This is a genomic window from Klebsiella sp. JB_Kp042, assembly GCF_040065275.1.
Lineage (GTDB): Bacteria > Pseudomonadota > Gammaproteobacteria > Enterobacterales > Enterobacteriaceae > Klebsiella > Klebsiella quasipneumoniae.
Window position 1 is genome coordinate 35,733 of sequence record NZ_JBEAJL010000083.1, and the last position, 21,556, is coordinate 57,288.

Here is a 21,556-nt window from a genome sequence, read left to right on the forward strand (position 1 = left end):
GCCTCAGATATTCTCCAGTCGAATGCCCCGGGTTCTCGGGCCGAAGATCCCCACCGACAGCATCACCATCAGCATACTGACGACGATAAAGCTAATCACCCCCGGCGTGCCGGCATATTGCAGAATAATGCCGATCAGGATGCTGGTCACCGCGGTCGAGAGCCGGCTGAACGAGTAGCAGAAGCCGACGGCGCGGGCGCGAATATGGGTCGGGAAGACCTCGGCCTGGTAGGCGTGGTAGCTGATGGTCAGCCAGGCGTTGGACCAGGTGATCATAAACCCGCAGATCACCAGCAGAACCGGACTGTTCTGCAGGGCAAACAGGGTGCCGAAGATGACGGTCATCAGCGCGGAGAGGACGATCTGCCACTTGTTCTCAAAGCGATGCACGAAGCGGGTGCAGAACAGGCAGCCCAGCGGATAGGCGAGGGTGATAAAGAAGGCGTACAGCAGACTGTGGGTAATGCTGGCGCCCTGACCGGAGAGCAATGCCGGCAGCCAGTTGCCAAAGCCGAAGAAACCGATCGCCTGGAAGAAATTCATCACCATCAGCATCAGGGTGCGCTGCCGATACTGCGGCGCCCAGATTTCGCGGAAGGTGCCGCGTTTGACGACGCTCTCCGCCGCCTGCGCATGCTTAGGCGACGGCGTCAGGCCGCAGCGGGCTTCCATCGCGCACATCACCGCATGCGCCTCATCATGCCGCCCTTTGGTTTCCAGCCAGCGGGCTGACTCCGGCAGTTTTTTGCGGATAAACCAGATCGCCAGCGAGAACAGCGCGCCGAAGATGATCACCCAGCGCCAGCCGCTGAGGCCGAAGAGGGTGGTTGGCACCAATATCCAGGACATCAGCGCCACCGCCGGAACCGACAGAAACTGGATAAAGAAGGCAAAGGCGAAGGCTTTATTGCGCAGGTGGGTAGGGACCCATTCGCTGAGGTAAGTGTCAATGGTCACCAGCTCAATGCCGAGGCCGATTCCCACCATAAAGCGGAAGAAGATCACCCCTTCCGCGCTGCTCTGGGTCGCCATCAGCAGCGAGAAAAAGCCGTACCAGGCGAGCGCCACCATAAAGGTCAGCCGGCGTCCCAGCTTGTCCGCCAGCGGCGCCAGCAAGCTCGCGCCGATAAACAGCCCCATAAAGGTGGCGGAGGCAAAGGCCGCCTGATCGGCGATGCCAAAGATCCCCGCCGCGCCGGTGTGGAAAATACCCTCCGCCAGCAGGCCCGCGCTGATGTACCCGGTCTGGAACAAGTCATAGAGCTCGAAGAAGCCGCCGAGGGAGAGCAGGGTGATAAACGACCATAACCCGAAGGAGGCGGGCAGCGCGTCAATGCGTCCGGTTAAGCTGGCGTGCGGTTGTCCTGGCGAAGCATAGGGCGTTTCGCCGAGAACCTGGGTAGTAGACATGGTGTTGTGTTCCTCAGGAAGAATGGTTTGCCTGCTAATGTTAAGTGATTGTTAATAGTTTTAAATTTTTAATCTTCAGCGTTAACGGCAATCTTTAGCGCAAGATCGCGCCGTACAGGAGGAAAGTTGAGATTCATGCTGCTTTTCGCCGCACGCCAGGGGAAGAATTGAAGTAAATCACCGTGGGCGGCAATGTTCCCCGCCTGGCGTTATCGCGCTGCCCAGGGTCCGGGCCAGACAGAGTAAACGAATCCTCACCGGCGGCGTTTTCCCGCTTTACCCGCTATTACGCCGGGCTATAATGTGCCCACTTTCATACAGGAGTCATGCGTTGGACAGTCATCCTTATTGTTTTTCTCCGGCAAGCTAACGCGACTGTTTTCGCTGCTTGCCGAACCGGCGGGCAGCAATCTTTGATTACCGGATTGCCTCCCTTAATGTAGTGATTCGCGACCGTACGCGAGAGGCACCGTTATGTTTCTGTTTCCCACCAGCTTATTTCCTCCACCATCACCCGCCCGCTAATTGCCCGGCGCGGCTGAGCGCGACATCAATAATTTTTGGCTTTCTGTTATCTGGAGGAAGGCGCGATGGTATTTCCTTATATGACACATTTACTCGCGGCGATGCTGCTGGGAGCGCTGATCGGCGCGGAAAGACAGTGGCGGCAACGTATGGCCGGCTTGCGGACCAATGCGCTGGTGGCCACCGGCGCGGCGGTGTTTATTCTTAGCGCGATGTCGGCGTCGCCGGACAGCCCCGGGCGCATTGCGGCGCAGATCGTCTCCGGTATCGGCTTCCTTGGGGCGGGAGTGATTATGCGCGATGGCATGAACGTTCGCGGCCTCAATACCGCTGCCACCCTGTGGTGCTCGGCCGGTATCGGTGTCCTTTGCGGCCTGGGACAGTTCTGGAACGCGACGGCGGCGACGCTGATTATTCTGTGCGCCAATATCCTGCTCCGCGAAGCGGCGCAGCGCATTCATGCCTTGCCGGGCGCCGGAGACGAAGAGAAACGCTATATTTTGCGCGTCACCTGTTTACGCGAGCATGAAAAGGCCGTGCGTCAGCTGCTGCTGAATATTGCTCAGCAGCAGAGGTTCACCCTGCAGGGGCTGCAGTCGGCGGCGGCAGATACGGCGGATCAGCTGGAGATTTGCGCGGAGCTGATTAGCCATAAGCAGCATCACAAAACGCTGGCGCAGATTATGGCGCAGGTGGCCGGCCAGCAGAACGTCACCGCGGTTCACTGGCGCGTCGGGGAAGCGTAGAGACAGGCGGCGGGGCAGCAGACATGGCCGCTCGCCGCGCGATTCGCCAACCTGCAGGAAAGCGGCTAGAATGGCCTCCTGCCGGAGGTTATAAGAATGTTAAATAATGGATGTGTGTCGTCGGGATCTGGCCAGACTATGACGACGGCTGATTTTCGCTTTACCCGCGTGATGGCCGAGCAGGCGGCGCGTGCCCGTCTGACGCTGGACGACGATCAGCTGTCGCTCATCGCCCGCCTCGACGCCCTGGGCCAGCAGCTGTTGTCCGCGCCCGGCACGCCGCAGGGACTGTACGTTTGGGGACGCACCGGGCGAGGGAAAAGCTTTATTCTCGACCACTTTTTTGCCAGCCTGCCGCTCGCCGCCAGGCGTCGGGTCCATTTTCATCAGTTCTTCCGCGAACTGCATCAGCGGCTGAATGCCCCCGGCGCGCCCGGCCTGCAGGCGGTGATGATGCAGATGACCTCCGGCTGCCGCCTGCTGTGCTTTGACGAATTTCATCTTCATGACCCCGGCGACGCCATGCTGATAAAGGCGCTGCTGGAACACCTTTTTCAACGGGGCATCGTGCTGCTGGCAACCTCTAACTACCCGCCGGAGATGCTGCTGCCTAATCCGCTGTATCACGATCGCTTTTTACCGTCGATCGCGCTGATCCGCGCCCACCTGGCGGTCGTCGCGCTTAACGGCGAGGAGGATTATCGCGAACGGCACCTGAGCCAGGATAACGCCTTCTGCAGCGGGCGGCTATGGGTTAACCCGAGCGAACAACAGCGTCAGCTGTACGATCTGCCCTCGCTGCCTGCCGAACCGGTTCCGCTGGCGGTAGGCTATCGCACGCTGCAGGCGGCCGCGGCGTCACCCGACTTGCTCCATTTCTCTTTTGCCCAGCTCTGCCAGGCCGCCACGGCGGTGATGGACTATCTGGCGCTCAGCGAACGTTATGCCGTCTGGTTGCTGGACGAGGTGCCGCCGCTGGCCACGGTAGGGCCGGCGGCCCAGCAGCGCTTTATCAACGTGATTGATGTGCTGTATGAAAAGCAGATCCGCCTGCTGCTGGTGACCCGCTGCGACCTGGAGACGCTGGTGGCCGGGGTGGAACTGGAGGATATTCAGCGAACGCGGAGCCGCCTGCAACAGCTGCCGCGGGCGGTATAAAAAAACGCCCCGGCGGGTGCCGGGGCGAGGGGATCACAGGTCGAAACGGTCGAGGTTCATGACCTTGGTCCAGGCGGCGACAAAGTCATGCACCAGCTTCTGCTGCCCGTCGGCGCAGGCGTAGACTTCCGCCAGCGCGCGCAGGACCGAGTTGGAGCCAAACACCAGATCCACGCGGGTGGCGCTGTACTTCGCTTCGCCGGTTTTACGGTCGCTGCCGGTAAACAGCTCCGCCCGATCATCGGCCGCTTTCCAGACGGTGGCCATATCCAGCAGGTTGACGAAGAAGTCATTGCTGAGCACGCCGACGCGGTCGGTAAACACCCCATGTTTGCTGCCGTCGTAGTTGGCGCCCAGCACGCGCAGTCCACCCACCAGAACCGTCATCTCCGGAGCGGTTAAGGTCAGCTGCTGCGCTTTATCGATCAGCAGCGTTTCCGTCGACACACCGCCCTCGATGCGACGGTAGTTGCGGAAGCCATCCGCCAGCGGCTGCAGCAGGTCAAACGACTCGACGTCGGTCTGCTCAGGCAGGGCGTCGACGCGGCCTGGAGTAAACGGCACGTTGACGCTGACGCCGGCCGCCGCCGCAGCCTGCTCAACGCCGACCACGCCAGCCAGCACGATGATATCGGCCAGCGACGCTTTGCCGGAGGCGCGCTGGATCGCCTGCAGGGTCGGCAGCACCCGACTGGCGATAGCATTGACCGGCCAGTCTTTCTGCGGGGCCAGCGCCAGACGCGCGCCGTTGGCGCCGCCGCGCTTATCACCGCCGCGGAAGGTGGAGGCGGAGGCCCAGGCGACCGACACCAGCTCACTCACCGACAGGCCGGCGCCGGCGATGGCGGTTTTCAGGCTGGCGATGTCTTCCGCGCTCGGCTGATGGGTCGCCGCCGGCAGCGGATCCTGCCAAATGAGATCTTCTTTCGGCACTTCCGGCCCGAGGTAACGGGATTTCGGCCCCATATCGCGGTGGGTCAGCTTGAACCACGCCCGGGCGAACGCCTCGTTAAAGGCCTGCGGATCGTTGAGGAAGCGACGGGAGATCTTCTCAAACTCCGGGTCGAAGCGCAGGGTCAGGTCGGTGACCAGCATGGTCGGTTTGCGCTTTTTACCCGGGTTAAACGGATCCGGGATAATTTCCGGCGCGTCTTTGGCTTCGAACTGGATAGCGCCCGCCGGGCTGCGGGTCTGCACCCATTCGTATTTAAACAGGTTCTCGAAAAAGTAGTTGCTCCACTGGGTGGGCGTCTGCGTCCAGACCACTTCCAGACCGGAGGTGATGGCATCCGCGCCTGCGCCGCTGCCGTAGCTGGAGTGCCAGCCCAGACCCTGAGCTTCCAGCGGGGCGGCTTCCGGCTCGGCGCCGACGTGGCTGGTCTCGGCTGCGCCGTGGGTTTTACCCAGGGTGTGGCCGCCGGCGATCAGCGCGACAATCTCTTCATCGTCCATCGCCATATTGCCGAAGGTGGCGCGAATGGCCGCCGCGGCGGACAGCGGCTCGCCGCTGGCGTTAGGGCCTTCCGGGTTAACGTAGATCAGCCCCATTTCAGTGGCGCCGATGGCCTGTTTCGCCAGGCTTTCCGGGTGACGGTGGGCCAGCCACTCTTTCTCATCGCCCCAGTCGACGTCCAGATCCGGTTCCCAGACATCTTCACGGCCGGCGCCGAAGCCAAAGGTGCGGAAGCCGGCGTTTTCCAGCGCCACGTTACCCGCCAGCATGTAAAGGTCGGCCCAGGAGATTTTCTGGCCATATTTCTGTTTCACCGGCCACAGCAGACGGCGGGCCTTATCGAGGCTGACGTTATCAGGCCAGGAGTTCAGCGGCGCAAAGCGCTGCTGTCCACGACCCGCGCCGCCGCGACCGTCAACGGTGCGGTAGGTGCCAGCGCCGTGCCAGGCCATACGAATAAACAGACCGATATAGCTGCCCCAGTCTGCCGGCCACCACTCTTGCGAATCGGTCAGCAGCGCTCTGAGGTCAGCCTTCAGCGCGGAGTAATCGAGCTTTTTAAACTCTTCCCTGTAGTTAAAATCCTCACCCAACGGGTTGGAACGACTGGAGTGCTGGTTCAACAGATCGACACGCAGCTGGTTAGGCCACCAGTCGCGGTTGCCGGTGCCGCTGCCGGCGCTCTGCTTGGGCGTCTCGGCGTGGAAAGGGCACTTTCCGGCGGATGCGTTGTTGGATGGGTCGTTAGACGTGCTCATATCAGGCTCCGTTTGCTTTTGTGAATGCCGTTACGATATACACTGCTACCAATAAGCGATATTTGAATGAGTCTACGGATTTAATAGCTAATTCCGTTCAACGAAGGGCGAAACACCCTCTTATATGCCCTGGCGGATCCAGGGGTAAAAAATACACCTCATCATTAACCATAGTCGTAACGAGACGGCAAAGGAAACGATCTGTGTCAAACGGGCAGAAGGAATGCTAATTGTTTGAGATATGACAATTTTACTATGAGAAAAGGATGAGGGTTTTCCGCTGCGCGAGCGTAACGAATGCCCGGCGCAGGGGTTGTTGGCAGACACAGAATAAGCTAATACTTAGACACCATGTGACTGGCGCTAAAGACAGAATACTGTTGGGGAGCATGGTCAACGTCGCCGCGCGCCTGGGCATTACCGCTATCTGGAGATAAGTTATGCCTGAATTAGCTTCATTAATGGCCTTTGCCGCGGTGGCGCTGGGGTTAGTGTTAACCCCTGGCCCCAATATGATGTATCTCACTTCGCGTTCGATTTGCCAGGGAAAACGCGCTGGCTTTATCTCCCTTGCCGGGGTGGCCGTGGGTTTTTTCTTCTATATGTTGTGTGCCGCTTTCGGCATTACCGCGTTGGTTTTCGCGGTCCCTTACGCCTACGATGCATTGCGTTTGTGCGGGGTCGCTTATTTGCTCTATCTGGCGTGGCAGGCGATTAAACCGGGAGGGCGGCCGATATTCGCGGTGCGCGACTTACCCGCCGACAGTGGACGTAAGCTGTTTCTGATGGGATTTATCACCAGCCTGGCGAACCCCAAAGTTGCCATCCTGTATTTGTCCCTGCTGCCGCAATTTATCACCCCCGGACTCGGCAGCGTGCTCAGCCAGTCGTTAATATTAGGCTGTACCCAGGTATTAATCAGCGTGGCGGTGAACGGCCTGATTATCTTGCTGGCCGGGCAGGTGGCGCTTTTTCTTGGTCGGCGGCCGGGCTGGCAACAATTTCAACGCTGGCTGATGGCGACGGTACTGGCCGGGATGGCGGTTAAGATCGCTTTTGAGGCCAGAAAATAACCGGGTTTACCGGGGAAAGGTTAGCCAGCGAGACTTCTCGCTGGCCAACCTCGCGCCCTGATGCCTTTCTCCCACAGGGAAAGGCTCTCCACGCTCTAACATGCTGAAACATTTCTGCCAGATCATTAGCAACCTTTCAGTAGGGCTAACGCCGCGATAAGGCTATGCTTCCCGGCCGTTACGCCGTTGGTTTTTCCCGTGATCCAGGTGATGTACCGCTAATGCCCCTTTTGAGAGATGAAATTCGCGACCACTCCGCGGAAGAGATGCTGTTTATCCGCCGGGCCGCAATCGCCTTTCTGCTGGTGGTGGTCTGCTTTGGCGTGCTGATTTTCAACCTCTACCATCTGCAGGTGGAGCAGCACGATTTCTACCAGACCCGCTCCAACCAAAACGATATCAAAATGCTGCCCATCGCCCCCAGCCGCGGGCTGATATTCGATCGCAACGGCATTCCGCTGGTACAGAATATTACCCTGTATCGCCTGCAGGTGATCCCGAGCAAAATTCCCGATATGGCCGCGCTGCTGCAAAGCCTGACGCCGATTGTCGACCTGACGCCGGACGACATCGCCAGTTTCCGCGACGATATGCACCACAGCAGCCGCTATAAAGCGGTTACCCTCAAGTCCGACCTCAGCGACGTGGAGGTGGCCCGCTTCGCGGTCAACGAATTCCGTTTCCCCGGGGTGACGGTGGAGAGCTACCAGCAGCGTGAATACCCCTACGGCGCAGAGCTGGCGCACGTGGTGGGCTATGTGTCGAAAATCAACGACAGCGACCTGCAGCGGCTGGCGAAAGACGGTGAAGAGGAGAACTATGCTGCCGACCACAATATCGGCAAGCAGGGGATCGAAGGCTATTACGAAAAAGCGCTCCACGGCACCACCGGCTACCAGGAGGTGGAGGTGGATAACCACGGCCGGGTGGTACGTCTGCTGAAAGAGGTACCGCCGGTAGCCGGGAAAAACCTTTACCTGACCCTTGACCTGCACCTGCAGCAGTATATCGAGTCGGTGCTGAAGGGGCAGCGCGCGGCGGTGGTGGTGGTCGATCCCCGGGATGGCGGGGTACTGGCGATGGTCTCCAGCCCCAGCTACGATCCTAACCCGTTCGTCAAAGGCATCGGCTTTCAGGCCTATAAATCGCTGCTGGATAACCCCGACCGACCGTTAATCAACCGTGTCACCCAGGGGCTGTATCCCCCGGCCTCGACGGTGAAGCCCTATATGGCGCTCTCGGCGCTCTCCGCGGGCGTGATCACGCCGAATACCACCTTCTTCGGGGCGCCGACGTGGACGCTGCCGGGCACGCAACGCCGCTATCGCGACTGGCTGAAAACCGGCCACGGCATGCTCAACGTCACCAAAGCCATTGAAGAGTCCGCAGACACCTTTTTCTACCAGGTTGCCTTCGAGATGGGTATCGACCGGATCCATGAGTGGCTGAGCAAGTTCGGCTACGGCCAGTCTACCGGCATCGATCTCAATGAGGAGTATGCCGGGGTGCTGCCGAGCCGGGCGTGGAAGCAGCGGGTGCATAAAAAGCCCTGGTATCAGGGGGATACCATCTCCGTCGGCATCGGCCAGGGATACTGGATCGCCACCCCCATCCAGATGGTGAAAGCGCTCACCACGCTGCTGAACAACGGCAAGGTGCAGGATCCGCATCTGCTCTATTCGATGAAGCAGGGCAATCATGTGGAACGTTATCAGCAGCCGGCGAACCTGCCGCAGGTCGGCGATCCGAAATCCCCGTACTGGGGCATTGTGCGCAACGGCATGTATGGGATGGCGAATCTGCCCAACGGCACCGGCTATAAACTGTTCCACACCGCGCCGTATCAGATTGCGGCAAAGTCCGGGACCTCGCAGGTGTTCAGTCTGAAGCAAAACCAGACCTATAACGCCAAAATGATCCCGGTGCGTCTGCGCGACCACATTTTCTATACCCTGTTTGCCCCTTATCAGCATCCGAAGGTGGCGATGGCGCTGATCCTGGAGAACGGCGGCGGGGACGGGGTGGTGGCCGGACCGACGGCGCGCGCCATCCTGGACCATATTTTTGTCCCGCAGCAGGCGCCGGCGGCGGCCGCCGACGTGCCGCAGCGGGAGAGCGCGGACGCCCAGTAAGCGGCAGGACTTATTCCGCAGGCGCATCGTTCATAGAAATTGGTTATTTGTCCCCTTATCTTCCCGGCGGCATAGTATTTTTAAGGAATATGACGAGTGAGGAGGAAGGGTGACACGTAAGCGATTATTGCTGGTTCAGACCGGGACGCCCCCGGCAGCCATTCGCGAGGAGCATGGCGATCTGCCGCGCTGGTTCCGCACGCTGCTGGCGCCATGGCAGGCGCAGCTCACCGCGGTACGGGTGTTTGAGGACGAGCCGCTGCCGGCGCCGGATCGCCAGACGGTGGCGGTGCTGACCGGCTCCTGGGCGATGGTTTCCGACCGCCTGGCGTGGAGCGAACGGACCGCCGACTGGATCCGTCAGGCGGTGGCTACCGGCATGCCGCTGTTCGGCGTTTGCTATGGCCATCAGCTGATGGCTCATGCCCTGGGTGGCGAGGTGGCGTATCATCCAGCCGGACGGGAAAGCGGCAGCCAAACCGTTTCGCTATCGCCGTGGGGTGTCGACGACCCGCTGCTCCGGGACCTGCCGGCCGCCTTTCCCGCGCATCTGAGCCATATGCAAACCATTACCCGCCTGCCGGAGGGGGCCACGGTGCTGGCCGCGTCCGCACACGACCCCCACCAGATCGTGCGCTACGGGCCGCATGCGGTCTCCACGCAGTTTCACCCGGAATTCACCGCGCCGATTGCCCGCGCGCTGATCCGCTACCGGGAGGCGGTGCTGCAGGCAGAGGGCATCGACCCGCAGCGGTTATACGATGAGGTGCAGGAGAGCCCGCAGGCCGCGGCAATCCTCACGCGCTTCGTCAGCGCCTTTCTGCCCCCTGATGCACCCGGCCATTAATCCCCTGCAGTGAACAGCACCCGCCAGCGGCGACGCCGGCGGGACATCTCGTGGGCCAGGTCGACGACCGCTTCGACGCGCAGCGCGTCAGCCGCCTGCGCCGTCAGCTCCGGTAAAGCATACTTCTGACGCAGGGCGGCCAGCGCCTGCGCCTCGGGCGGCGTCCGGGCGCGGACCTGTGCGGCCAGGCGCTGCTGTAGCGGCCTGAAGGCCGCCTCATCCAGCGGCGGCAGCTGGCGCAGAAAGGTTTTGCAACAGCGCAGCAGTTCCACGGCGCGGCGATCCGGGGACTGGAGCGCCATCAGCAGCCCGTCGCGATCGGCGACGCGCTGATAGCGGCAGCTCACCACATAGCCAATCTGCTGCTCTACCCGCAGGCGCTGGAAGAAGAGCGGTTCGCAGCGCTGCGCCAGCACCCGCAGAGCCGCCAGCGAGGCGCCATCCCGCAGCGGAATAAAGACCAGCAGCGCCGTATCGCCCCCGGGGAAAGCCAGCCGTTCGACGCCGCGACGGCAGGGGCCGGGGAGGCTGCCCGGCGGGTTGACCGGGACGGTAAGCAGGCTCAGCTGGCGCGCGACCCACCGCGCATCCTCCGCGCTGCCGCCGGCCAGGGCCGCCAGCCAACCAGCCTGATGCTCTGATGTGGCTAACCGTTCGGGGAGCTGGGCCATGAGATGACGGATAGCAATACTCTCCGGTGGCGGGGTCAGCGGGTCGGCCGGGAGCGCGAGCTGCCGCACGATGGCCTGCAGAATAGCCTCCGGCCGACGGCCGGCAGCTGGCAACTGCAGGAACAGCTGCCAGCTGCCGTCGAAGCGATGCCACTCGCCGTGGCCCCCGGCGTGGCGCAGCGCGGCGAGCAGCGGGCGCAGCTGTTCCCCGCGCGCCAGCCCCTCGGCCTGAGTGGGCGAGCAGGAGAAGGGCGGTCGGAGCAGGAGCCTCGGCGGCTCTCCCGGTAACGGGAGGTGGAGCAGCGGCGCGGCTTGCGCCGGGCTTTCGGCCACGAGGCCGCCAGCGGCTTGCGGATAAAAAGCGAATTTCAGCGCCGGGGCAGTGACCGGGCGGCGGCGCCAGCGGCTGAGCGGCAGGCTAAAGCCCTGGGTGGCAACAGGCTCCCCTGGGGAAAGGGTCTGGCAGGCCAGGCTGACCATAGGGGCGGCTTGCAGGGCGGCGCAAAAATCGGCGAACCCGACGGGCGGCGCGCCGGGGGCAAAGCCGAATGCCCGCTGGCGCAGCTGATCGAGGGGCGACAGCGCCTGAAAACGGCGCCGGGAGAGCTGATAGTAGTGTTGCTGCTGGTCTGGCGTCGTCCGCTGTAGCGCCTGCAGCCAGTGGGTTATCTGCCGGTCGACCTGTTCCGGCTGGTCGCTGGCGAAGACCAGCGCCAGCCAGCCGAGGTGCCGATCCTGATACAGCCAGTTCAGCGCTACCTCTTGCGCCTGACCACGCTGGCGCAGCCCGGCCATCAGGCTGCCGGGGGCTTCATCGAGCAAAAACTCGCGCAGTAAGGTGACGTTGTCACTTAAGGCGATCAGCGGACAGCGCCACAGGGCGGGCTGGGCGTCGACCGCCAGCTGCAGTTCAGTGGTCTCGTCCAGGCGCAGCGGCGGCGCCGGCGGCGGAGCCTCGCCTGCGGCAAGCCCGGCGGCGAAACGGACCGCCAGCTCGCCGAGCGCCTCCAGCGACTGCGGCCCCTGCAGCCAGAGCTGCATCCGCCGGGCGACGTAATGGGTGTGGTGAAAATCGCGTAAGGCCGTCTGCAGTGCAGGGAGATCGCCCGCCAGCGCGTCGGCGCTGCCTACCTGAAAGCGGCGAAACGCCGCGGGCGCGCTGGCGGCGTGACGCACGGCGGCTTCCCGGCGCGACGGCTCATGCTGCTGGATAAGGCGGTACTCGGCGTCAATCACCGCAACTTCGCGCTGAATATCTTCCCTGAGCAGCCGCGGCGCCTGCAGCATCTCCTGTAGACGCGCGACACCGTCAGCCAGACCATCGGCGGCGACCTCGAAAAAAAACGCGCTATGGCGGGCCAGGGTGGTGGCATTTACGCTTCCGCCCTGGCGCTGCACCCAGCCCATCAGCCGGTCATCATCCCGGTAGCGCTCACCGCCGTAAAACAACAGGTGTTCCAGCAGGTGCGCCAGCCCGGGGAAGCGCGAGGGTTCGTGGTGGCTGCCGGCGGCGACCCGCGCCAGGGCCGCCGCCCGTTCGGCCTGCGGCTGATGGACCAGGGTGGCCTGCAGGCCGCCCGGCAGCGTGACGGTGCGGGTCGCCAGCGTCATTACAGGTCCCGGGTTTTGTAGATCAGCTGCGAGCTGGCCCGGTTGCGGAACTGCAGCTGGCTGACTTTTATCTCGCTGCAGGCCGCTTCGCGCCGGGCGTCGAGGATTTTGTGATGATGCGGGGATTTGCTGCACACCGGGTCGGCGTTATCGGCGCTGCCGGTCAGCATAAAGGCCTGGCAGCGGCAGCCGCCGAAGTCTTTCTCTTTTTCATCACAGGAGCGGCACGGTTCCGGCATCCAGTCATACCCGCGGTAACGATTGAAGCCGAACGAGTCATACCAGATCGACTCCAGACTCTGCTCCAGCACTGACGGAAACGCCACCGGCAGCTGGCGCGCGCTGTGGCAAGGCAGGGCGGTGCCTTCCGGGGTGACGCTGAGGAAAATCGATCCCCAGCCGCCCATGCAGCCTTTCGGTCGCTCTTCGTAATAGTCCGGGGTGACAAACAGCAGGTTGGTGAGGTTGCCGCTGGCGGCCATTTTCTGCCGGTAGTCGGCGACCACCTGCTCGGCGCGGGCGATCTGCTCCCGGGTCGGCAGCAGCCCCTCGCGATTGAGGAACGCCCAACCGTAGAACTGGCAGGTGGCCAGCTCAACGTCATCCGCTTCCAGCTCAATGCACAGCGCGATAATTTTATCCAGCTGATCGATGTTGTGCCGGTGCAGAACGAAGTTGAGCACCATCGGATAGTCGCGCGCTTTCACCGCTCTGGCCATCGCCAGCTTCTGCTGGAAGGCTTTTTTGTTGCCGGCCAGCGCGGCGTTGAGCACTTCATCGCTGGCCTGGAAGCTAATCTGGATATGGTCCAGACCGGCCTCGCTGAAGGCGTCGAGTTTGCTCTCCGTCAGCCCTATCCCGGAGGTGATCAGGTTGGTATAAAACCCTAGGTCGCGCGCGGCGCGGATCAGCTCCGGCAGATCTTTACGGGTCAGCGGCTCGCCGCCGGAAAAGCCCAGCTGTACGCTGCCCATCGCCCGCGCCTGGCGAAAGACCTCGATCCATTGTTCGGTCGTCAGCTCTTTTTCCTGTTGGGCGAAGTCCAGCGGATTCGAACAGTAGGGGCACTGCAACGGGCAGCGATAGGTTAGCTCCGCCAGCAGCCACAGCGGCGGATTGACGGCGGGTTTACGCTGGCTCACGGCAGGTGATCCACTTCTGTTGACAGGCTATCTGCAGGAACTCGATGACGTCGTCATCAACACCCCCGGCTTCCGGGAAGCGGTCGTTGAGCATGGCGATAATCGCCGCGACGTCGCGCCGGCCATCCACCAGCTCGAGGATCGCCGCGGCGGTCTCATTGAGTTTGGCCATTCCCTCCGGATAGAGGATCACATGGCTCTCCTGGGCGGCTTCCCACTGCAGGCGGTAGCCGCGACGAAAGGCAACGATGGAGGTTTTTTGCATGATTACACCAGTCGGGTCGTGTGCCAGGCCGCCTTGTCGGTGACCGTATGATAGGGCGGGCGCTGCAGGGCATAGGCCATGGTCATGGCGTCGAGCATCGACCATAAAATGTCGAGCTTAAACTGCAGGATCTCCAGCATCCGGTTCTGTTTCTCAGCGCTGTCGCAGTAGGCCTTCGCCAGCGCCAGGCCATGCTCCACGTCGCGGTTGGCCTGGCTCAGACGGCTGCGGAAGTAAAAATAGCCTTCCTCTTTGATCCACGGATAGTGCTGCGGCCAGCTGTCGAGGCGCGACTGATGGATCTGCGGGGCGAACAGCTCGGTCAGGGAGCTGCAGGCCGCCTCCTGCCAGCAGGCGCGACGGGCGAAGTTAAGATAGGCATCCACCGCGAAGCGCACGCCGGGCAGCACGTGGCGCTCGCTGAGCAGATCGTCGCGGCTCAGACCGACCGCTTCCCCCAGCCGTAGCCAGGCTTCAATCCCGCCGTCCTCGCCGTGGCTGCCATCGTGGTCGAGGATCCGCTGCACCCATTTGCGCCGGGTCTGCGCGTCCGGGCAGTTGGCCATGATCGCCGCGTCTTTCAGCGGGATAGTGGTCTGGTAATAAAACCGGTTCGCCACCCAGCCCTGAATTTGCTCGCGGGTCGCGTCGCCGTTATGCATGGCGATGTGGTAAGGGTGGTGAATATGGTAGAAGGCGCCTTTAGCCCGCAGGGCCGCTTCAAAGGCCTGCGGCGACAGCGTGTCGGTGATCAGCATGCGATATCCTGAAGGGTGATAGCCATCCCGTCCCAGCTCACTTCAATCCCCTGCTGCGTCAGCGCCTGACGCTGGGGAGAGTGCTCGTTAAGGATCGGGTTGGTGTTATTGATATGAATAAGAATTTTGCGTTTTGCCGGCAGGGAGGCCAGCAGGGCCATCATCCCGTGCTCATCGCCGAGCGCCAGGTGGCCCATATCGCGGCCGGTATTGCGCCCGACGCCGGCGGCCTGCAGTTCGTCATCCTGCCAGACGGTGCCATCGATCAGCAGACAGTCCGCTTTTTGCAGCCAGGGCAGAATGGTCTCATCCGGCTCACCGAGCCCCGGAGCGTAGAACAGCGTCTGCCCGTTGCGGCGGTTTTCGATAAACAGCGCCACGTTATGGCCCGGCAGCGGCCGGTCGCGATACGGCGAATAGGGCGGCGCGTTGCTGGCGATAGGCACCGCGGTAAACCGCAAATCAGGACAGGCGTCAACGGTAAAAGGCTGCTGCGGCGCGATGGGGTGATGCACCAGGCCGCCGTTCCAGTGGCGCAGCATGGTAAACACCGGGAAGCCGGTGGAGAGATCCTCATGGACCTCCGGGGTGCACCACACCTGGTGCGGGCAGCCTTCGCGCAGGCTGAGTAACCCGGTAGTGTGGTCGATCTGGCTGTCGGTGAGAATAATGCCGCCGATATGCGTTCCGCGCAGCACGCCGGTTTTATTTAACTCGGGCGTGTGGGCAATCTGCTGGCTGATATCCGGCGAGGCGTTGCACAGCACCCACTCTTGACCGTTATCGCTGACGATGATCGACGACTGGGTGCGGGTGCTGGCCTGGATCGTGCCGTCGCGCAGACCCTGACAGTTGGCGCAGTTGCAGTTCCATTGCGGGAAACCGCCGCCGGCGGCGGAACCGAGGACTTTAATGAACATGAAGACGGACCGGGTAATGAAAAAAGAGGCCCGCGCGAACGGCGGGCGGGGCGATTAGCGGTTAGAAATGTACAGCGTCACTTCCAGACCGAGACGTAAATCGATAAAAGCAGGTTTCTTCCACATGTTTTGTTCCTCTTAAAAATGACGACAGGCCTCACGGATAATGCAGGATCTGTGACGGCCGCCGCATATTGCGCTTCACCGGGAGAGAGATCAACCCGGAATCTGTAAGGAATTAACTTTATGTTTACAATATAACCTATTGTTGCCAAACATTTTTTAATACCCGCAGCCAGTTACGCCACAGCAGCTTATCCAGCACCAATTGATCATAGCCGCTGTCACGCAAGGCATTGATAAGCCGCGGTAAGCCGGCCACATCCCCCAGCGCGTCCGGCAGGGTGACGCCGTCAAAATCCGAGCCAAGGGCCACATGATCCTCACCCATTATGTTAATAAGATAGTCGATATGCCGGATGATGGTGGCGAAGGGCGTGTCGCTATCGCGCCGTCCGTCGGCGCGCAGGAAGGCGTTGCCGAAATTAACGCCCACTACGCCGCCGCTGTCGCCGATCGCCCGCAGTTGCCGATCGGTCAGGTTGCGCGGCTGCGGGCACAGGGCGTGGGCATTCGAGTGGGTGGCTACCAGCGGGGCGGTGGAGTGACGGGCGGTATCCCAAAAGGCCTGTTCATTCATGTGCGAAACATCGATCTGCATCTTCAGGGCGTTGGCCTGGGCGATGAGCGCGATACCCTCGCCGGTAAGACCCGGCCCGCTGTCCGGACTGCCGGGAAAGGCGCCGGTGACCCCGCAGCCGAAGCGATTGGCGATGTTCCAGAACGGACCTATGCTGCGCACCCCGGCGCGATAAAAGTCCTGCAGATCTTCGCCCTGGGCGTCGAACCCGCCGGCGCCTTCGATGTGCGCCACCATCGCCAGCGCATTATCCTGACGGCAGCGTTCGATATCCGCCGCGCTCAGGCACAGCCGCGCGCGGCTGGCGTCATGGGCGCAAATCGCTTTGAGGATAGCCAGCTGCTGCCAGAGGATCGTTAATGGGTCCCACGCCTGACTGGCGTACTGGGGCGCCACGCGGGCGATATACTCCTGCGGAGGTACAAAGAGGGCGAACAGGCCGCCGGCCAGACCGCCCTGGCGAATACGCGGATAATCGAGGTGGCCGTTCTCTATCCCGGCAAAGAAGGCGGTCACCGGATCCTCGCGATGGTGAAGCCAGAGATTCAGCAGCAGGTCATTGTGACCATCAAAAATCGCCACAGCGGGCTCCTGGGTTATCAGGTGGTAAAAATGGCTGTCACGGTAGCGGATTTATGCCCGGGGGCAAGCAGAAATTCACAAGCCAGCAACAATTGCCAACATTGATTGTGTATCACACTGTATCCCGCGGCAGATCGCTGACATGAAGAGATAAAAACGGCCCCGGTCGGGCACATGGCGGATACAAATTTCCGCTTAACTGGTTACGTACTCTCTTGATGACGATAAAAGGTGACAAAGCGATGAACAGATTATCCCTGATCCGGTATACCAGCGCCGCGGCGCTGGGGTTATCCACCCTGTGGTCCGCTGCCGTTTGCGCCGCTGAAGACGCGGGGGCGTTCGACAAGATCCACCAGATCCACGCCGGCGATCTTAATATTGGCTACGTGGATATCGGCCCGCGCGACGGCCAGCCGGTGATTCTGCTGCACGGCTGGCCCTACGATATTCAGAGCTATGCGCAGGTGGCGCCGGCTTTAGCGCAGAAGGGCTACCGGGTGATTGTGCCGTATCTGCGCGGCTACGGCACCACCCGTTTCCTCTCCGCCAGCACGCCGCGTAACGGTCAGCCGTCGGCGATGGCGGCCGATATTGTCCATCTGATGGATGCCCTGAACATCAGGCAGGCGGATCTGGCCGGCTTTGACTGGGGGGCGCGCACGGCGGATATCGTCGCCGCGCTGTGGCCGCAGCGGGTGAAATCCCTGGTCTCGGTGAGCGGGTATCTGATCAGCAGTCAGCAGATTGGCGAAAAACCGCTGCCGCCGCAGGCGGAGCTGTCGTGGTGGTATCAGTTCTATTTTGCCACTCCGCGCGGGGAAGCCGGTTACCGGCAGAACACCCATGACTTTGCGAAATTTATCTGGCATCAGGCGTCGCCGCAGTGGCCATTCAGCGACGCAACCTTTGCCAAAACCGCCCGGGCGTTGGATAACCCGGACCACGTGGCGATCACCATCAGCAACTACCGCTGGCGCCTGGGGCTGGAGAAGGGAGAAGCGAAGTATGCCAGCTATGAACAACGGCTGGCGGCGCTGCCGCCGATTACGGTGCCCACCATCACTCTGGAAGGGGCGAATAACGGCGCGCCACATCCGGCTCCCGCCAGCTACCGGGCCAAATTTACCGGTAAATATGAGCACCGGGATCTGCAGGGGCCGGTGGGCCATAACCCGCCGCAGGAGGACCCGACGGCGTTTGCGCAGGCGGTGGTGGACGCCGATCGTTTGTAACCCGCGCCTTGCCGGCGGCGCGACGTTGCGCTTCCGGCAACACGGCTTATGCTTGTGAAGAGTCTATTTTGCCGCAGGAGCAGCCTTTGGAGCGTATTGACCACATCCTGGTCGTCGATGACGACCGCGACATCCGGGAACTGATTGTCGACTATCTGGAAAAATCGGGATACCGCGCCAGCGGCGCGGCGAACGGCAAAGCCATGTGGTCGGTGCTCAAAAACCATCAAATCGACCTGATTGTGCTGGATATCATGATGCCGGGGGAGGATGGTTTAACGCTCTGTCGCCAGCTGCGCGCAAACCCGCAACAGGATATCCCGGTGCTGATGCTTACCGCCCGCACCGACGACAGCGACCGGATCCTCGGCCTTGAGATGGGGGCTGACGACTATCTGGTGAAGCCCTTTGTGGCCCGCGAACTGCTGGCGCGCATCAAAGCCATTTTACGCCGCACCCGGGCGCTGCCGCCCAACCTGCAGATCACCGAGGCGGGCAGGCTGATCGCGTTTGGCGACTGGCTGCTCGATACCGCCGCCCGCCATCTGCTGGACGACAGCGGGGCGATTGTCGCCCTCAGCGGGGCGGAGTATCGACTGCTGCGGGTGTTTCTCGACCACCCCCAGCGGGTGCTGAACCGCGATCAGCTGCTCAATCTGACCCAGGGACGCGACGCCGAACTGTTTGAACGGTCAATCGACCTGCTGGTGAGCCGGCTGCGTCAGCGCCTGCGGGAGGATGCCCGCGAGCCGGCCTATATTAAGACGGTGCGCAGCGAAGGCTATGTGCTGTCGGTCCCGGTCTCCATCCGCGAGAGGCATGAATGAGGTTCTGGCCCGCCTCGCTGCAGTCGAGGCTGATGGCGCTGCTGTTTCTGGCGCTGCTGCTGGCGAATACCTTAACCCTGTCGCTGCTGTTTTATGAGCGTATGAGCAGCGCCCGCAGCGTGATGCTGGGCAATCTGGCCTCTGATGTCGCCACCAGCGTGGCGATCCTCGACCGTCTGCCGCCCGCTGAACGCCCGCAGTGGCTGCCGAAGCTGGCGCGCGGCAACTACCGCTATCAGCTGGACGCCGGCGAGCGCGGCGACTACCCGGACAGCTGGCGCGCCCGGGACGCGGCGCGATCCCTGCAGGAGGCGTTGAGCGCGCAGTATCCGGTGAGTATTGTGGCGATCCCCGGTCCGCGGCAGCATATCCAGGCCCATATTACCCTCCACGATGGCGCCCCCTTAACCCTCGACCTGTGGCCGAAACTACCGCCCATCGCCCGCTGGCTGCCGGTGGTGCTGATCGCTCAGTTTGTCCTCCTGCTGGCCTGCGCCTGGTACGCGGTTCGCCAGGTACTGCAGCCCATCACTCGCTTTACCCATGCGGTGAATGCGCTTGAGCCGGCCAGCGACACGGCGGGAACCATGGCCGAGCAGGGGCCGGAGGAGGTGCGCCGTGCCGCCCGCGCGTTTAACGCGATGCAGACCCGCATCCACGATCATCTGCAGGAGCGGGCGCGGATCCTCGCCGCCATCTCCCACGATCTGCAAACCCCGATCACCCGGATGAAGCTGCGGGTGGAGATGGCCGACCAGCCTGAACTCCGCGACAAACTGCTGCAGGATCTCGACAATATGACCCGCCTGGTGCGCGAAGGTATCGCCTTCGCCCGCACCTCGCAGCCGCTGGAGGAGGCGCGCCAGCGGCTGAACCTTGACGCCTTTCTCGACAGCATCGCCTGCGATTATGCCGATGTCGGCCGGCCGGTGCGGTTTTGCCCCGAGGCGCGCGCCGGAGTGGTGTGGATCCCACCGCAGGCCCTGCGCCGGGTGATGACCAACCTTATCGATAACGGGCTGAAATTCGGCGCCAGGGTAACGGTCGCCCTCAACCGCGACGCCGCCGGGGATATCATCATTCATGTGCTGGATGAGGGGCCGGGGATCCCTGAGGCGTCGCTGCAGGCGGTGCTGCAGCCCTTTTTTCGCCTGGAGGACTCGCGCAATCGCGATACCGGCGGCACCGGCCTGGGGCTGGCGATCGCCGCGCAGCTGGTCAGCCAGATGAACGGCACGCTGCGCCTGGCCAATCGCCCGCAGGGCGGTCTGGATGCCAGCGTGCGTCTCGCCGCGCAGGGATTGTATCCTGCTGTATCACCAGCGCAGATAGAAAACTAAGCCGACAATTCTCCCGCTTTCCCGACACATCCGCCCTACATCCCCTTGCTGTAATGTCGTGGCTGCCACCTTCGGCAGCGATGGCATAATGAGGAGAAGGCGATGTCGATATTCATTGCATTTTTGGGCGGGATGTTAACCCTGCTAAGCCCCTGTACGCTGCCGGTGATCCCGCTGCTGTTCGCCAGCGTCCGGGGCCGACGGGGGCAGCTGGCGATCATGCTGGCGGGAATGGCGCTGATGTTTGGCGCTGTCTCGTGGCTGGTGACGGTCGCCAGCGGCTGGGTGGTCAATCTTACTCTGGTTGGACGCAGCCTGGCGCTGGCGTTCTTCGCCCTTGTCGGGCTGAGTCTGCTTTCGCAGCGCATCGCACAGCGGCTGACGTCACCCCTGGTGGCGCTGGGGAATCAGCTTAACGACGCCAGCTCACGCCAGCGCGGCTGGATCGGTTCGTTGCTGGCCGGGCTGGCGGTGGGTCTGCTGTGGGCGCCGTGCGCCGGGCCGGTACTGGGGGCGATACTGAGCCTGGGCTTTGTGCATCCGGGCCAGGCGACCACCGGTGGGTTGCTGCTGGCCTACGGCAGCGGCGGGGCGCTGATGTTATTCCTGCTCGGGTGGTGCGGCGCGGCGTTGATTGCCCGTCTGCGTCGCGGGCTGGCGTTCGGCGAACGGCTGCGCCGGCTTGCGGGGGTGGCGATGCTGGCCTCGGTGGCGCTGATCGCCAGCGGCGGCGACCGCTATTTGCAAAGCGCGGGAGGGTGGAGTCAGGCGCTGGAGCAGCGGCTGGCCGCCCATCTGCCGCAGCCGACGCAGAAAACGGTTCTGCAACCGATCGCTATGCCCAAGCCCAGCAGCGCCATGCCTTCGCTGGTGGGGGGCAGCGCATGGCTCAATAGCCCGGCGTTAACCCCGGAGCGTCTGAAGGGCAAAGTGGTGCTGGTGGATTTCTGGACCCGGGAGTGCATCAACTGCCAGCATACCCTGCCTTACGTGCGCGACTGGGCGAACAAATACCGCGCGGCCGGGCTGGTGGTGATTGGCGTTCATACCCCGGAATATCCCTGGGAGCGTTCGCTACCGCTGCTGCGCCAGGCGGTGAAGGACTGGCGGATAACCTACCCGGTGGTGGCGGATAATGAGTACGCCATCTGGAACGCCTTCGGCAATCAGTACTGGCCGGCGCATTACATTTTCGACGCACGTGGGCAACTGCGCTATACCGCCTTCGGCGAAGGGGATTATGCCGGCCAGGAGCAGGTGATCCAGCAGCTGCTGCAGGAGAGCAAAGCCTGACCCGCGGACGCCGGTGACTGCCGGACGGTTCCCTTTATCCCTTATGCCCATTGCCGGGCGGCGCTGCGCCTGCCCGGCCTACAGGATCGCGCAGGGAGAATGTAGGCCCG

General features: G+C 62.4%; 18 protein-coding genes and 1 riboswitch. Of the genes, 9 read left to right on the forward strand and 9 right to left on the reverse strand.

The window, feature by feature from the left end; translation table 11 throughout:
* Positions 1-3 precede the first annotated feature (3 nt).
* Positions 4-1,410, reverse strand: a complete 1,407-nt coding sequence (locus ABLV54_RS14120) for an MFS transporter (RefSeq protein WP_023289806.1) — start codon at positions 1,408-1,410, stop codon at positions 4-6.
* 590 nt (positions 1,411-2,000) lie between these two features.
* Between ABLV54_RS14120 and ABLV54_RS14125 the strand changes: the two genes are divergently transcribed.
* Together ABLV54_RS14125 and zapE are read left to right on the forward strand one after the other, a co-directional pair.
* Entirely contained in the window at positions 2,001-2,681 is a 681-nt protein-coding gene (locus ABLV54_RS14125) for an MgtC family protein (RefSeq protein ID WP_064154571.1), read from the forward strand.
* Positions 2,682-2,777: 96 nt separating this feature from the next.
* A complete protein-coding gene (gene zapE / locus ABLV54_RS14130) occupies positions 2,778-3,839 on the forward strand; it encodes a cell division protein ZapE (protein ID WP_101881172.1) in 1,062 nt (353 codons plus the stop codon).
* A gap of 33 nt (positions 3,840-3,872) precedes the next feature.
* Here the strand turns inward: zapE and katG are convergent, their stop codons facing one another.
* The gene (gene katG / locus ABLV54_RS14135; RefSeq protein ID WP_060589523.1) at positions 3,873-6,050 is read right to left on the reverse strand and encodes a catalase/peroxidase HPI; all 2,178 of its coding nucleotides are present in this window, start codon (positions 6,048-6,050) and stop codon (positions 3,873-3,875) included.
* A 343-nt stretch (positions 6,051-6,393) separates the two neighbouring features.
* Positions 6,394-6,473: riboswitch (ZMP/ZTP riboswitch) on the forward strand.
* 17 nt (positions 6,474-6,490) lie between these two features.
* Here katG and ABLV54_RS14140 point away from each other — a divergent pair.
* The 3 genes from ABLV54_RS14140 to ABLV54_RS14150 all read left to right on the forward strand — a co-directional run bounded on the left by ABLV54_RS14140 (position 6,491) and on the right by ABLV54_RS14150 (position 10,102).
* Complete coding sequence (locus ABLV54_RS14140; RefSeq protein WP_023289802.1) at positions 6,491-7,123, forward strand: LysE family translocator; 633 nt, start codon at positions 6,491-6,493, stop codon at positions 7,121-7,123.
* Positions 7,124-7,344: 221 nt separating this feature from the next.
* Positions 7,345-9,255, forward strand: coding sequence for a penicillin-binding protein 2 (mrdA, locus tag ABLV54_RS14145; RefSeq protein WP_181939565.1), 1,911 nt, complete (start codon positions 7,345-7,347; stop codon positions 9,253-9,255).
* A 109-nt stretch (positions 9,256-9,364) separates the two neighbouring features.
* Entirely contained in the window at positions 9,365-10,102 is a 738-nt protein-coding gene (locus ABLV54_RS14150; RefSeq protein ID WP_226564139.1) for a glutamine amidotransferase, read from the forward strand.
* On the opposite strand, the gene pqqF is transcribed toward ABLV54_RS14150, so the two are convergent.
* The 7 genes from pqqF to ABLV54_RS14185 all read right to left on the reverse strand — a co-directional run bounded on the left by pqqF (position 10,099) and on the right by ABLV54_RS14185 (position 16,751).
* Entirely contained in the window at positions 10,099-12,384 is a 2,286-nt protein-coding gene (pqqF, locus tag ABLV54_RS14155) for a pyrroloquinoline quinone biosynthesis protein PqqF (protein WP_101881174.1), read from the reverse strand. The genes ABLV54_RS14150 and pqqF overlap by 4 nt on opposite strands.
* Positions 12,384-13,526: a pyrroloquinoline quinone biosynthesis protein PqqE gene (gene pqqE, locus ABLV54_RS14160; protein ID WP_032452962.1), complete on the reverse strand. Its 1,143-nt coding sequence runs from the start codon at positions 13,524-13,526 to the stop codon at positions 12,384-12,386. The genes pqqF and pqqE overlap by 1 nt, the downstream gene beginning before the upstream one ends.
* A complete protein-coding gene (gene pqqD, locus ABLV54_RS14165) occupies positions 13,513-13,791 on the reverse strand; it encodes a pyrroloquinoline quinone biosynthesis peptide chaperone PqqD (RefSeq protein WP_044523416.1) in 279 nt (92 codons plus the stop codon). The genes pqqE and pqqD overlap by 14 nt, the downstream gene beginning before the upstream one ends.
* A 2-nt stretch (positions 13,792-13,793) precedes the next feature.
* Complete coding sequence (gene pqqC / locus ABLV54_RS14170; RefSeq protein WP_023289796.1) at positions 13,794-14,549, reverse strand: pyrroloquinoline-quinone synthase PqqC; 756 nt, start codon at positions 14,547-14,549, stop codon at positions 13,794-13,796.
* Positions 14,543-15,469, reverse strand: a complete 927-nt coding sequence (gene pqqB / locus ABLV54_RS14175; protein WP_101881175.1) for a pyrroloquinoline quinone biosynthesis protein PqqB — start codon at positions 15,467-15,469, stop codon at positions 14,543-14,545. Before pqqB ends, pqqC begins: the two co-directional genes overlap by 7 nt.
* Before the next feature lie 54 nt (positions 15,470-15,523).
* Positions 15,524-15,595, reverse strand: a complete 72-nt coding sequence (gene pqqA / locus ABLV54_RS14180; RefSeq protein WP_002905689.1) for a pyrroloquinoline quinone precursor peptide PqqA — start codon at positions 15,593-15,595, stop codon at positions 15,524-15,526.
* Between the two features lie 136 nt (positions 15,596-15,731).
* On the reverse strand, positions 15,732-16,751 hold the full coding sequence (locus ABLV54_RS14185; protein WP_049013689.1) for a dipeptidase: 1,020 nt from the start codon (positions 16,749-16,751) through the stop codon (positions 15,732-15,734).
* Between the two features lie 242 nt (positions 16,752-16,993).
* Here ABLV54_RS14185 and ABLV54_RS14190 point away from each other — a divergent pair, with 242 nt between their 5' ends.
* From ABLV54_RS14190 to ABLV54_RS14205, 4 genes are all read left to right on the forward strand, one after another.
* Positions 16,994-17,986: an alpha/beta hydrolase gene (locus tag ABLV54_RS14190; protein WP_072421627.1), complete on the forward strand. Its 993-nt coding sequence runs from the start codon at positions 16,994-16,996 to the stop codon at positions 17,984-17,986.
* Between the two features lie 86 nt (positions 17,987-18,072).
* Positions 18,073-18,813, forward strand: a complete 741-nt coding sequence (locus tag ABLV54_RS14195; protein ID WP_017900551.1) for a response regulator — start codon at positions 18,073-18,075, stop codon at positions 18,811-18,813.
* Complete coding sequence (locus ABLV54_RS14200) at positions 18,810-20,153, forward strand: ATP-binding protein (RefSeq protein WP_101881176.1); 1,344 nt, start codon at positions 18,810-18,812, stop codon at positions 20,151-20,153. The genes ABLV54_RS14195 and ABLV54_RS14200 overlap by 4 nt, the downstream gene beginning before the upstream one ends.
* 102 nt (positions 20,154-20,255) lie before the next feature.
* Positions 20,256-21,446: a cytochrome c biogenesis protein/redoxin gene (locus tag ABLV54_RS14205; RefSeq protein WP_226564135.1), complete on the forward strand. Its 1,191-nt coding sequence runs from the start codon at positions 20,256-20,258 to the stop codon at positions 21,444-21,446.
* Positions 21,447-21,556: the final 110 nt, after the last annotated feature.

Coding starts and splice junctions, on each gene's coding strand:
- ABLV54_RS14200 (WP_101881176.1), top strand. CDS start 18,810: ATGAGGTTCTGGCCCGCCTCGCTGCAGTCGAGGCTGATGGCGCTGCTG.
- mrdA (WP_181939565.1), top strand. CDS start 7,345: ATGCCCCTTTTGAGAGATGAAATTCGCGACCACTCCGCGGAAGAGATG.
- pqqD (WP_044523416.1), bottom strand. CDS start 13,791: ATGCAAAAAACCTCCATCGTTGCCTTTCGTCGCGGCTACCGCCTGCAG.
- pqqF (WP_101881174.1), bottom strand. CDS start 12,384: ATGACGCTGGCGACCCGCACCGTCACGCTGCCGGGCGGCCTGCAGGCC.
- ABLV54_RS14140 (WP_023289802.1), top strand. CDS start 6,491: ATGCCTGAATTAGCTTCATTAATGGCCTTTGCCGCGGTGGCGCTGGGG.
- katG (WP_060589523.1), bottom strand. CDS start 6,050: ATGAGCACGTCTAACGACCCATCCAACAACGCATCCGCCGGAAAGTGC.
- ABLV54_RS14125 (WP_064154571.1), top strand. CDS start 2,001: ATGGTATTTCCTTATATGACACATTTACTCGCGGCGATGCTGCTGGGA.
- pqqB (WP_101881175.1), bottom strand. CDS start 15,469: ATGTTCATTAAAGTCCTCGGTTCCGCCGCCGGCGGCGGTTTCCCGCAA.
- pqqC (WP_023289796.1), bottom strand. CDS start 14,549: ATGCTGATCACCGACACGCTGTCGCCGCAGGCCTTTGAAGCGGCCCTG.
- ABLV54_RS14120 (WP_023289806.1), bottom strand. CDS start 1,410: ATGTCTACTACCCAGGTTCTCGGCGAAACGCCCTATGCTTCGCCAGGA.
- zapE (WP_101881172.1), top strand. CDS start 2,778: ATGTTAAATAATGGATGTGTGTCGTCGGGATCTGGCCAGACTATGACG.
- ABLV54_RS14190 (WP_072421627.1), top strand. CDS start 16,994: ATGAACAGATTATCCCTGATCCGGTATACCAGCGCCGCGGCGCTGGGG.
- ABLV54_RS14205 (WP_226564135.1), top strand. CDS start 20,256: ATGTCGATATTCATTGCATTTTTGGGCGGGATGTTAACCCTGCTAAGC.